The organism is Actinomadura sp. NPDC048394, assembly GCF_040651755.1.
GTDB lineage: Bacteria > Actinomycetota > Actinomycetes > Streptosporangiales > Streptosporangiaceae > Spirillospora > Spirillospora montaniterrae.
The window spans coordinates 1-12183 of sequence record NZ_JBEZJL010000084.1; the positions used below are offsets into that span (position 1 = coordinate 1).

Here is a 12183-nt window from a genome sequence, read left to right on the forward strand (position 1 = left end):
CATGATCGGCGATCCGCACATGAACTTCTACGAGGGCACGGCGAAGGTCGACGACATCCGCCTGTACACGCCGGAGAACCGTTCGGCCGGCTCGGCCCACGCCCCCCGGTGGGGGCTCCGCCCCACACCCCCGACCCGAGTGCTCCGTGCCGGGCCGTGACCGTTCTGTGGCTTATGAGGCGTCGGGGCGGGGGGCGGCGGTCGGGTCTGCTTCGGAAACGCGTTCTAGGACGCGTAGGGAGCCCTGTACGCGGCGCTCCTCGAAGGCGCCGCTCTCCAGGGCCCTCAGGTAGACGTGGTAGGGGGGCTGCCCGCCGTCCTTCGGGTCGGGGAACACGTCGTGGATCACGAGTGCCCCGCCGACCGCGACGTGCGGCGCCCAGCCCTCGTAGTCGCCCTGCGCGTGCTCCTCGGCGTGACCGCCGTCGATGAACAGCAGCGCGAGCGGGGTGCGCCAGAACGCCGAGACCGTCCGGGACTGCCCCACGATGGCGACGACCTGGTCCTCCAGGCCCGCCGCGCCGACCGTCTTGCGGAACGTCGGCAGCGTGTCCATCCGCCCGGTGCTCGGGTCGACCAGGGACGGGTCGTGGTGCTCCCAGCCCGCCTGGTTCTCCTCGGAGCCGTGGTGGTGGTCGACCGTGACGACGACCGTGCCGGCCTGCCGGGCGGCGGCGCCGAGGTAGATCGCCGACTTGCCGCAGTAGCTGCCGACCTCCAGCAGCGGGCCGGTGGCGGCGAGCAGGGCCCCGTACTCCAGGGCGGTCTCGTAGAGGACGCGGCCCTCGTCGTCCGGCATGAAGCCCTTGGCGCAGCGGGCGGCGCGCAGCAGGTCCGCCGGCATCGCGGGAGGTCCGTCCGGGCGGTCCGCGGCGGAGGTCGTCCCCGGGAGGGTGGGCGCCTCGCGCAAATCAGACGGGGTTTCGGTCATCCGCGCACCTTATCCGACACCGAATGAGACTCGGGTCTCGCCCCGGTGTTGCCGCACCGGACTGGAACGTGTTCTACTTTTCCGGGCGGGCGGCCGGTGCCAGAACCCGGTTCGGTAGGTTGGGCGCCGGGCACCGGGCCGGCGGGGGCGCGCCCCCGCGCGGACCTCCCCCGCCCATCCGGGAACGCGAACGGAGAAGCCGATGAGAGTACGGGTCGACCCGCTGGTGTGCGAGGCCAACGGCGTCTGCGTCGGGCTCGCCCCCGAGGTCTTCGACCTCAACGACGACGACGAGCTGGAGATCCTCAAGCCGGACGTGCCGGCCGAGGAGGCCGACCACGTCCGGCACGCGGTCCGCTCCTGCCCGAAGGCCGCGCTGACCCTCGAGGAGTAGCCGCACCGGCGGCCCGGCCGCGCCCCGCCGCCGGACGGGCGGAACCGCACCGGGCGGTTCGTCAGCGGTCCGCTTCCCGTGCCATCCTGCTTCGTGCCCTTCGGACGACTAGACGATCGTGGAGTGCGGGTGGCGTACGCAGCTGCAGCGGGCCCTCTCCGGACGGCCCGGACGCTCGCGTCCGTTCTGGCGGCGGCGCTGGCCGTCCCCCTCGCCGTGCCGCCGGCCGCGAACGCCGCCGCGCCCCTCACCGGACGGCGCATCCACGACATCCAGGGCGCCGCGCACGTCTCGCCGCTGAACGGCGCCGCCGTCGCGGGCGTCCCCGGCGTCGTCACCGCCGTGACCGGCAACGGCTTCTGGATGCAGGACCCCCGCCCCGACCGGAACCCCGCGACGTCCGAGGGCGTCTTCGTCTTCACCCGCACCCGGCCGCCCGCCGCCGCCGGCGACGCGGTCCGGGTGAACGGGAAGGTCCGCGAGTACCGTCCGGGCGGCGGGTCCGCCGGGCTCACCCGCACCGAGATCGACGCGACCGCGACCGGCGTCACCGCGCACGGCGCCGCGCTGCCCGCGCCCGCCGTCATCGGGCCGGGCGGGCGCCGGCCCCCGACCGCCGTGATCTCGGCCCGGCGCGGCGACGTCGAGAAGGGCGGGATCCTCGACCCCAAGCGCAGCGGCCTCGACTTCTACGAGTCGCTGGAGGGGATGCGCGTCCGGATCAGCGACGCCGTCGCGGTCGGGCCGTCCCGCGACGGCCAGGTGCCGGTGCTGCCCGCCAACGGCGCCGGCGCCGGGACCCGCACCAAGCGCGGCGGCATCCTGCTGCGCGACGGCGACGCCAACCCCGAGCGGATCGTCCTGGACGACGCGCTCGCCCCGCTGCCCGCGATGAACGTCGGCGACCGGCTGCCCGGCGCCGACGACGGCGTCCTCGACTACTCCTACGGCGACTTCACGCTGCTGCTCACCGCCGCCCCGCGGCGCGCCGACGGCGGCCTGCCGCAGGAGGCCGCGTCCCGGCAGCGGCCCGGCGAGCTCGCCGTCGGCACCGCCGGGCTCTCCGGCCTCAACCCCGACAGCCCCCCGCGGCGCTTCGACGACCTCGCCGGCGACATCGTCCAGGGCCTCGGCTCCCCCGACCTCGTCGCGGTCAGCGGCCTGCAGGACAACAGCGGCCCGCACGACGACGGCACCGTCGCCGCCGACCAGACCGTCGCGCAGCTGATCACCGCGATCAGCGAGGCGGGCGGCCCCGCCTACGACTGGCGCTCGGTGAACCCGCGCGACGGCTCCGACGGCGGCGAGAAGGGCGGTAACAGCCGGATCGGGTTCCTGTTCCGCACCGACCGCGGCCTCGCGTTCGTCGACCGTCCCGCGGCCACCGAGCCGCTCGCCGACCCGCCGCCCGCCGCGCAGCCCGACCCGGCCGTCACCGCCGCGAAGCCGCTGCGCCGCGCGGACGGCACCGCGGCCCTGTCGCAGTCGCCCGGCCGGATCTCCCCCGGCGACGCCGCCTGGAGCGGCGCCCGCAAGCCGCTGGCCGGGGAGGTCACGTGGCGGGGGCGGCGCATCATCGTCGTCGCCGACGACTGGTACCCGCGCACCGGCGACGACCAGCCCGCCTTCGGCCGGTACCAGCCGCCGTCCAGCCCCACCGAGTGGCGCCGCGACGCGCAGGCCCGGGTCGTCGCCGGGTTCGTCCGGTCCGTGCGGGCGGCGGGCAAGAAGGCCGACGTGATCGTCACCGGCGGCCTCAACGACGGCGGGACGTCCCTGCCCGTGCAGGCGCTGACGAAGGACGCCGGGCTCGCCGACCTGCCGGCCGCGCTGCCGGCCGGCGACCGGTACACCGCCGTCACCGGCGGGAACTCCGAGGACCTCGACCACATCCTGCTCAGCCCGTCCCTGGCCAGGAGCAAGCACCGGTTCGACATCGTGCACCGCGCGTCGGAGTTCGCGTCGCGCGCCGGGGACCACGACCCGACCGTGGTGCGCATCGACCTGCCCGGCAAGTGACCGCACCGCGCGGGGGCGTCCGGCCTCGCGTGTGAGCGGGGTCACCCAATTCCGGCGGTGCCGAAAAGAGCGGCTTCGTACGATCCGGAAACCCGCCGGTGTTTCTCTCCCCGGGGCGGGGGCAGCGACCGATCGTCACACCCCCTCCGGGAGGAGACGTCCCCCATGGCGTTCCGATATCGGTCGCACCACATCAGCCTGGTCGGCCTGATCTATCTCATCATCGGCGTGTTCGTCGCCTGGGACCGCGGCTACATCGACGTCCCGCTGCTGCGCCAGGTCGGCAGCGCGCTGCTGGCCATCTTCCTGTGGGTCCTCATCCTGCTGGGCGTGGACCTGCACATCCACGCCTGATCCAGGACCGGCACGGGCCGTCCGCGCGTCCCCCCGCCGTCGGGCGGCCCGTGCCCCGGACCCCGGCGACAGGTCCCCGTGCCGTCGGGGTCATAGACCCCAGAACACCCGAAGAGCTACGTTCCGCTCATGACGAAAAAAGACTGCAGTTGCGGACACGGCGGCGGATGCTCCTGCCCGAAGGGCTGCTCCTGCGGCTGCAACGGGTGATCCCCCGCTAAGGCCGCCCCGCCGACACCGGCTTCGCCGCCGGCGCGGACCCGGCCCGCGGCACCGGCGCCCGCCACAGCAGCGGCGTCTCGGCGCCGGCGTGGACGGCGGAACCGGTGGCCAGGACCGTGCCTCCCGCCGACGTCATCGCCGTGAGGCGCCGTCCGGTACGCCCGCCGAGACCCCGCGCGGGCACCCGCCGCCACGCCGCCCCGTCCGGTGACCCGAACACGGCCGCGCCGCCCGGCGCGGTCGCGACCGCCACGACGAAACCCTGCGGCGTCGCGGCGGCCGCGGTCACCTGCCGCGCGCCCGGCGGCATGCGCCGCGCCCACGTCCGCCCGGCGTCCGGCGACACCAGCAGGCCCGCGTCCGCTCCCGCCACGACCAGCGCGTTCCCGCGCGCCGCGACCTGCGTGAGCGGGCCGGTGCCCGGCGGCACCGCGGGCGTGGGCGTCCATTTCGCGCCGTCCGGCGACGTCCACACGGCCGGCTTCCCGTCGCGCCCGCCGACCGCCACGTAGCCGGAACCGGTCGACGCCACGTCGACGAGGTTCCCGGCCACCGCCGCGCGCTGCCACGCCTTCAGGTCGGACGACCGCCACACGGTGCCGCCGCCGACCGCCACATAGCCCGTGGACCCGGACGCGACCGCCGCGAGCGGCCCGGCGGGCACCTTCGCGGGCTCCCAGACCGACCCGTCCCGCGACGTCAGCGCGAGCCCGCCCGGCCGCGCGGCGGCCGTGCGGCCGACCGCGAGCCACCCCTGCCCGCCGAACGCCACGTCCGACAGCCGCCCGGGGGTGCCCGGCACCCGGCCGCGCGTCCAGCCGAGCCCGTCCGGCGAGCTCCAGACCGCGGCGCCGCCGTTCGTGCTGCCCACCGCCACCGCCCGGCCCGGCCCCGCGGCGAGGGACCGGATCGCCCGCTCGGTGTGCACCGCGCCCGGCACCGCCGCCAGGTTCACGCCGGACAGGTACGCGTCGCCGCCCTGATGTCCCGCGACCGTGACCGCGCCGCCCGCCGCGACCGCCAGACCGCTGGTCTGCACCGGCCCCGCGACCGTCCCGGACGGCTGCCAGGCGCGCCCGCCGGGGCTGCGCAGCACCGTCCGCTGCCCCTTCGCCCCCTTCACCACGACGCCGAACCCCGCCGCGGAACCGCCGAACCGCTCGACGCCCGCGTACCCCGGCGCCGAGAACCGTCCCGCGGCCTGCCACCTCAGGCCGTCCGGGGAGGTGAACAGCACCCCGAACCGCGCCGTCCTCCGGTGCTTCTTCGGGCCGGTGGTCAGCCGCCCCTCTCGCACCGTCGCGAACCCGCCCGGGCCCGCGACCAGGCCGTTCGTCGCGCCCTGCGACCCCTGCGCCTGCGGGACGGCCACCGCCGTCCAGGTCCGCCCGCCGTCCGCGGACCGCCACAGGCCGTCGCCCCGCACCGTTCGCGTGACCTTCTTCTTCCCCTTCTTGCGGGTCACCTTCCGGCTGAACGTCCCGTGCGTCACCAGCACGCCGCCGGACGCGGCGACCCGGTCCAGCCCGGTGATCCCGGCCTGCAGCCCGTCGACGCGCTGCCACGCCCGGCCGTCCGCGGTGCTCCACACCACGGCGCGGCCCCGCGCCGAGCCCACCGCGACGAACCCGTGCACGGTCGCGACCAGCGCGTTCACCTGGTCGTCCGGCCTGAACGCGGCCGTGTCGAGGTGCCGCGTCCAGGTCGCGCCGCCGTCGCTCAGCCACACCACCGTGCCCGCGGGCGACCGCCCGAGCGCCGCCCAGCCGCCGGCCCCGGCCGCGACCAGCCGCGGGCGCTCGCCGGCGGGCGGCTCCGAGCCGTCCGCGCCGCGCACCTTCGCCGCCTTCCACGCGTGCCCGCCGTCCGCGGACACCAGGAACCGCGCGCGCTCCTGCCCCGGCGTGCCGTCGCCCTCCGTCCCGGCGGCGACGACCTTCCGCCCGGACGCGGTGACCACGGCGAGGTCCTGGACAAGGCCGTCCGTCGTGGCCGCCGGGTCGGTCCCGAACAGCGCGCCCGCCGGGATCGGCGCGGGCGGGCGCGGCTTCTTCGGGCCGCCGCCGCTCTGATCGAGCGCGAAAAGCGCGCCGCCCGCGACGACCACCAGCCCGGCCGCACCCGCGATCGCGGCACGCAGCGTCCGCGTTCCCCGGCCCCCGGCGCGCCCCTCTGGTCCCGCCTGCGCATCGCCGACGCCCACCTGAAGATCGTCGGCCGCCACCTTGGACGCGTCGGCCGCCGCCTGGGGCTCGCCGGCCGCCGTCTGCGCTTCACCGGCCGCCGCCCGGTCGGTGTCCGTCTGAGGTTCGCCGGGTGCCGCCTCGTCGTTGTCCGCTTTCTCGGGTGTCTCGGCGGTGCCGGGCTTGGGCTGGGCGGACGCCGCCGCGACGACCGAGCCGGCCCCGCGGGCCTTCGCCGACCGCTTCGCGGCGCGGTTCTTGCGCGCGTCCTGCTTCGGCTTCTCGTCCGCGGGGGCGGCGACCGCTTCCTCGGCGGGCTTCTCGGCCGGGCTCGCGGACGGCGCGGAGGCGCGCTGCTTGCGCTTCTTCGGCTTGGACGGGGACCCGGTCTCAGCGGCCTCTGCCGGGCGCGCGGCGACCGGCGGAGCGTCCGCGCGGATGGCGTTCAGGCTCGCGGGCGCCTCGGATGCCTCGGGCTCCGGGGCGACGGTGGCGGCGCGTTCCCGGGGCGGTGCCCCGTGACCCCAGCGGATGCCGGCGGCGCGCCACGCCTCGTAGGCGCGCTGCCAGGGCGACAGGGCCGCCGGGAGGTCGGCGAGGTCGGCGGCCACGCCGAACGTCAGGCGGCGTCTGACCTCGCGCGATCCGTCCGGCCGGTCATCGGCAGGGGGCTCCGCACCGGCCGGGGACGAGGTGCCGTCCCGCTCCGGGGTCCTCGCCGTCACACGCGCTCCTTCACGGTCCTGGGACCACTATGAAACCGCGCCACACCGATGGTTGTTCGCACATCGGCGTGAACGGCGGCCGATCGGGCCGCTGGAGCGTTCTATCACCTCAGGCCGGACGGATCCGATCTTTCGCCTCGATCTCCCCCTTGTAGGCGAATCCCTGGATGTGGACGACGGGCGCGTCGGCCCCCGGCGCGCCGTGCAGGTCGGCGGAGACGCCCATGCCGCCGGTCTCCACCCGGACGCCCGGCGGGACGATCACCTCGACCGTCGACTTGTAGGCGAGGACGCGGAGCGTCGTGACGGGCCCGTCCAGCTCGGCGGCGCGCAGGTCGAGCAGGGAGTGCCCCTTGTAGATCACGGTGGTGTACTTCTCGGGGAGGCGCCAGCGGCCGGTGCGGCGGACGCCGCTCTTGTAGGCCAGCTGGAAGCGCCCGGCGGGGCCGCGGTCGGCGGGGGCGGGGGCGGTCGCGGCGGCCGGCAGGTCGGACGAGACCTCGGCCAGGTCGGCCTCGGTGCGGGCGGCCAGGGCGAGGTCGATGCGCTCGTCCAGCTCGGCCTCGGTGAGCCGGCCTTCGGCGTAGGCGGTGTGCAGCCGGACGAGGACCCGGTCGCGGTCGCCGTCCGAGGCCCGCAGGCCCTTGCGCTGCTCGAGGGTCATCTCACATCTCCTTAGCGGCGGTCTGCCCGCAGCCTGGACCCTCCGGCGGGTGGAGGGTCAAGCAGAGTCGCGATGTATCTTAACCCGGTCTCGCTCGGTTTGCGAGAGATTCGCCCGGATCGACTCGCGATCATGGGGTGCCGGACTCGCGGGCGTCCGGCCGGTAGATTCGGATCAGCCCGTTGATTGAGGGGGGACGGTCATGGGCGGGACGGCGGGGCGTGCGCACGGCCCGTACACGCTGTACGACCTGGACGCGATGCCCGAGGAGGGGCGGCGCTACGAGCTCGCCGACGGCTGGCTGAACGAGCTGCCGGGCGACCTGTGGCACGACCACGCCGCCGACACGCTGAAGACGATCCTGAAGGACGCGGCGCGGCAGGCCGACGCGGACGTGCACGTGGCGGGCGCGCCGCAGGACGTCACCACCCCGGCCGGCGTCCGCAAGCCGGACGTGTTCGCCGTCGCCCGGGACGTGGCGCGCGCCGCGCTGGAGCGGCAGACCCGCACCTACTACGGCCCCGACCTGATGCTGGTCGCCGAGGTCGTGACGCCCCGCACGGTGAACGAGCAGATCGACCGCGTCCGCAAGGTCGAGGAGTACGCGGCGACCGGCATCCCGCACTACTGGATCATCGATCTGGAGCCCCGCCCGTCGATCACGATGCTGGAGCTGTCCGGCGGCCGCTACGAGGTGGCGGGCAGGGCGCGGTCCGGCGAGACGGTGACGCTGACGGCACCGTTCCCGATCAGGTTCGATCCCGTCCGCCTCTCCGAGATGGACTGACCCCCGGCGGGCGGCGGCGGGCACGGGCCTGCGCTGGCCGGATCCTTTCGGTTGTTGGCGATCTCGCCGCTTTTTGCCGCGGCGGTGTCCGGGCAGAGTGAGTGCGTCGCAACCGAGAAAGGGAGTAACGCCATGTCGGAGCGGATGCGGGCGGTCAGGCAGGACGTGCTGGGCGGGCCCGAGGTGCTGCAGCTGGTCGAGGTCGAGCGGCCGGAGCCGGGGCCCACCGAGGTGCTGGTCCGGGTGCGGGCCGCCGGGGTGAACCCGACCGACTGGAAGCACCGGGCCGCGAAGATCTTCCTGCCGGACCCGCCGTTCACGCTGGGCTGGGACGTGTCCGGCGTGGTGGAGGAGGTCGGGTTCGGGGTGACGCTGCACAAGCCGGGCGACGAGGTGTTCGGCATGCTGCGCTACCCGGGCGGGGTGGGCTCGCACGCCGAGTACGTGGCGGCGCCGTCGCGGACGTTCGTCCGCAAGCCGGACGCCATCGACCACGTGCAGGCGGGCGCGCTGCCGCTGGCCGCGCTGACCGCCTGGCAGGCCCTGGTGGACACGGCGGACGTCCAGGAGGGGCAGCGCGTGCTCGTCCACGCCGCGGCGGGCGGCGTCGGGCACCTGGCGGTCCAGATCGCCAAGGCGAGGGGCGCGCACGTCCTCGGCACGGCGAGCGGGGCGAAGCACGCGTTCCTGCGCGACATCGGCGTGGACGAGCCGATCGACTACCGGAGCGTCGACTTCGCCGACGCGGCCGAGGACGTCGACGTCGTGCTCGACGCGATCGGCGGCGACTACGGGCCGCGCTCGCTGCGCACGATGCGGCGAGGCGGGACGCTGGTGGCGATCGCGGGGCGCGCCCAGCCGGAGGACATGGCGCGGCAGGCCGCCGAGCGCGGCGTCCGGTTCGAGAAGCTGCTGGTCGAGCCGGACTTCCACGCGATGACGGAGATCGCGGAGCTGGCGGCGTCCGGGCGGCTGCGCGCCGAGATCGACACGGTGCTGCCGCTGGAGGACGCCGCCAAGGCGCACGAGCGGGGCGAGACGGGACGGGTGTCCGGCAAGATCGTCCTGACGGTGTGACGGGCCGGTCACCGGCTCAGTCCGCGCAGGTAGGCGGTGCGGTCGAGGGGGTCGCCGCCGGTGCGGGGCCGCGACGGCGGCGTGCCGGTGACGCGGCGCTCGCCGGACGGCTCGGACCACCAGGTGCCCTCGCCGCGGGTGAGCGCGGGCAGTGCCGCCTCCGCCTCCCGCGCGCGCCCGGCCGGGATCTCACCCTTGATCGTCCAGCCGGCCGGGCCGGGTTCGGGCTCGACGGCCGTGGCGCCGAGGGGGCCGAGCGCGGCGAGGACGGCGCTGAGCGCGTCGGCGGGCGCCTCCGCCTCGAACGCGTGGCACGGCTCGTAGACGCGGGTGCCCGCGCGCGCGAGGGCGGCCATGAGGATCAGCGGGGTGAGGCCGCGGAAGTCGCCGGCGGTGCTGACCGGCGCGGCGTACCCGGACCGGGTCAGCACCACGGCGCAGTCGGTCACCGGCCAGCCGTGCAGGCCCTGCTCCAGGGTGCGGTGGACGGTCTCCTCGATCGCCCGGTCGAAGGCGTGCGGCAGCGCGCCCGGCTCGGTCTCGCGGCGGAACGTGTTGCCGGAGCCGCGCGGCGCGGGCTCGACGCGCAGCCCGACGCTCGCCCAGAAGTCCGGCACGCGGCGCCGCCAGTCCATCTCCTCGACGGCCTCGCCGGTGCCGGCCGGGCGCTCGGCATAGACGATGCGGCTCTCCTCGAACACGGCCTCGACACCGGCCTCGGCGAGCAGCCGCGCCGCGATGACCTCCTTCTGCACCTCCCCGTACAGCAGCACCGACGTCGCGCCGGACGGGGCGGGCCGCGCGCGGATCAGCGGGTCCTCGTCGGCGAGGCCGAGGAGCGCGGCGCGCAGCCGTCCCGCGTCGGCGGGGCGGCGGGCGCGGACGATCGTCTCCAGCGACGGCGGCGGGAACGGCGGGACCTCGCGGACGGGCGGCCCGATCCGGTCGCCGACGCGGACCTCGGCGAGGCCGCGGACGGCGGCGATGTTCCCGGCGGTCAGGGGCCCGCCGGGGGCACCGGCCGGCCGCCGAGCGCCGGGGGCACCGACGATGTCCAGCCCGGTGATCCGCCCGCCGCGCCCGCCCGCGAAGACGACGTGCTGGCGCGTCCGCACCTCGCCGGAGAAGAGCCGCAGGTAGGCGACCCGCCCTCCGGAGGGGGCGCGCTCGACGGCGAACACGGTCCCGCGCGTCTCGCCGTCGCCCGGCCCAGCGGGCGGCAGCAGGGACGCGATCCCGTCGAGCAGGTCGCCGACGCCCGCGCCGGTCACGGCCGAGCCGAAGTACAGCGGCTGGACGGCCGCGGCGGCGGTCTGCGCGCGCAGCGACGCCCGCACGGCCTCCGGCGGGGTGGCGCGGCCCTCCACGAAGTCGGCGAGCAGGGCGTCGTCGCCGTCCGCGAGGATCTCCGCCGACGGCGCGCACGGCACGGCCCGCCCGTCCCGCACCCGGTTCAGCGGGACGGGCCGGACGCCCGGCCGGCGGCCGAGCGCGGCGAGCACCGCGTCCGGGTCCGCGCCCATGCGGTCGATCTTGTTCACGAAGACGAGGGTGGGCAGCGCGAGCGCGCGCAGCGCCCGCAGCAGCACGCGGGTGCGGGCCTGCACGCCCTCGACGGCCGACAGCACCAGGACGGCGCCGTCGAGCACCCCGAGGGCCCGCTCGACCTCGGCGGCGAAGTCGGCGTGGCCGGGGGTGTCGATCAGGTTGACGCGCAGCGCGCCGAGCCGGAACGGCGCGACGGCCGACCGGATCGTGATGCCGCGGCCGCGTTCCAGCTCGCCGCGGTCGGTCTGGGTGTCGCCGGCGTCGACGCTGCCGAGCCGGTCGATCGCGCCGGTGTCGAACAGCAGCCGCTCGGTCAGGCTGGTCTTTCCCGCGTCGACGTGCGCGAGGATGCCGAGGTTGAGCGTGGGCATGGGCGGTGGAGTCCTCGAAAGCTCTCGTCCGGAATGGGCTGTGAGATTCCGAAGACCTGGCGCATCTCGCCTCCGCCGTTCAGGGATGGGACGCGTTCATGCTGCCACCCCGACACCCGACGCCCGTACCGGTTTTTCGCCCGGGCGGCACTAGCCTTGGACGGTGCTGCTGCTGACGACGCTCGACGGCTGGCGCGCCCAGCCCGGGCCCCGGTTCGTCCTGTCCGACGCGGGCGCCGTGTGGGCGCCCGACTCCGAGCCCGACCTGCTCGCCATCGCCGACGACGTCTACGGCGGGGGCGGCGCCGGCCAGCTCGTCGCGGTGACGCTGGATCCGGAGCCGGGGCTGCGGCCGCCGCGCGGCGTCATCGACAAGACGGCCGCGACGGCGGTCCGGTACGTGCGGCGCGGGCCGGACGGCCGGCACGTCGCGCTGCTGGACCGTCCCGCCACCGCCGAGGCCCTCGACCTGCTCCCGCACCCCGAGGGGGGCTGGTACCGGGAGACATGGCGGTCGGACGTGTCGTTCGCCCCGGCCGGCTACCCGGGCGAGCGGGCGACCGCGACCGGCATCTACTTCCTGCTGCCGCCCGGCGAGGAGTCGATGTGGCACGCGGTGCGCTCGGCCGAGATGTGGCTGTGGCACCGCGGCGGCCCGCTGTCGCTGCTCCTCGGCGGGGACGGCGACGAACCGGCGGACGCCCCGGAGACGGTCACGCTGGGCGCCGACGTGGCGGCCGGGCAGGTGCCGCAGGCCGTCGTCCCGCCCGGCGTCTGGCAGGCGGCCCGCCCGGCCGGGCCCGAAGAGGTGCTGGTCAGCTGCGTGGTCTCCCCCGGCTTCGACTTCGCCGACTTCCGCGCCCGCCCCTGACCGCGCCCGCCCCCGACCGCGCCCGCGTCTGAACGGG

General features: G+C 76.2%; 10 protein-coding genes. 6 read left to right on the top strand and 4 right to left on the bottom strand.

The features are described from left to right. Positions 1 to 172: 172 nt before the first annotated feature. Positions 173 to 844, bottom strand: coding sequence for a class I SAM-dependent methyltransferase (locus tag AB0C78_RS41480; protein ID WP_360759212.1), 672 nt, complete (start codon positions 842 to 844; stop codon positions 173 to 175). A gap of 289 nt (positions 845 to 1133) precedes the next feature. On the opposite strand from AB0C78_RS41480, the gene AB0C78_RS41485 reads away from it, so the two are divergent. From AB0C78_RS41485 to AB0C78_RS41495, 3 genes are all read left to right on the top strand, one after another. Further along, positions 1134 to 1325: a ferredoxin gene (locus AB0C78_RS41485; protein ID WP_151543949.1), complete on the top strand. Its 192-nt coding sequence runs from the start codon at positions 1134 to 1136 to the stop codon at positions 1323 to 1325. Positions 1326 to 1454: 129 nt separating this feature from the next. Then, positions 1455 to 3344 (top strand): endonuclease/exonuclease/phosphatase, encoded by a 1890-nt coding sequence (locus tag AB0C78_RS41490; RefSeq protein ID WP_360759152.1) that lies wholly within the window; start codon positions 1455 to 1457, stop codon positions 3342 to 3344. A gap of 165 nt (positions 3345 to 3509) precedes the next feature. Further along, positions 3510 to 3698 carry a hypothetical protein gene (locus AB0C78_RS41495; protein ID WP_360759154.1) on the top strand — a complete coding sequence of 63 codons (189 nt, stop codon included), beginning with the start codon at positions 3510 to 3512 and terminating at the stop codon, positions 3696 to 3698. A gap of 217 nt (positions 3699 to 3915) precedes the next feature. Here AB0C78_RS41495 and AB0C78_RS41500 read toward each other — a convergent pair whose 3' ends face one another. After that, positions 3916 to 6828 carry a hypothetical protein gene (locus AB0C78_RS41500; RefSeq protein WP_360759156.1) on the bottom strand — a complete coding sequence of 971 codons (2913 nt, stop codon included), beginning with the start codon at positions 6826 to 6828 and terminating at the stop codon, positions 3916 to 3918. A gap of 109 nt (positions 6829 to 6937) precedes the next feature. After that, positions 6938 to 7492, bottom strand: a complete 555-nt coding sequence (locus AB0C78_RS41505) for a DUF1707 domain-containing protein (protein ID WP_360759158.1) — start codon at positions 7490 to 7492, stop codon at positions 6938 to 6940. 202 nt (positions 7493 to 7694) lie between these two features. Here AB0C78_RS41505 and AB0C78_RS41510 point away from each other — a divergent pair, with 202 nt between their 5' ends. Then, the gene (locus AB0C78_RS41510) at positions 7695 to 8279 is read left to right on the top strand and encodes a Uma2 family endonuclease (protein WP_151543953.1); all 585 of its coding nucleotides are present in this window, start codon (positions 7695 to 7697) and stop codon (positions 8277 to 8279) included. Between the two features lie 132 nt (positions 8280 to 8411). Then, the gene (locus tag AB0C78_RS41515) at positions 8412 to 9356 is read left to right on the top strand and encodes an NADP-dependent oxidoreductase (RefSeq protein WP_360759160.1); all 945 of its coding nucleotides are present in this window, start codon (positions 8412 to 8414) and stop codon (positions 9354 to 9356) included. 8 nt (positions 9357 to 9364) lie between these two features. On the opposite strand, the gene AB0C78_RS41520 is transcribed toward AB0C78_RS41515, so the two are convergent. Continuing rightward, the gene (locus tag AB0C78_RS41520) at positions 9365 to 11275 is read right to left on the bottom strand and encodes a translation factor GTPase family protein (protein WP_360759162.1); all 1911 of its coding nucleotides are present in this window, start codon (positions 11273 to 11275) and stop codon (positions 9365 to 9367) included. 163 nt (positions 11276 to 11438) lie between these two features. On the opposite strand from AB0C78_RS41520, the gene AB0C78_RS41525 reads away from it, so the two are divergent. Then, complete coding sequence (locus tag AB0C78_RS41525; RefSeq protein WP_360759164.1) at positions 11439 to 12146, top strand: cupin domain-containing protein; 708 nt, start codon at positions 11439 to 11441, stop codon at positions 12144 to 12146. The last annotated feature ends 37 nt before the right edge of the window (positions 12147 to 12183 follow it).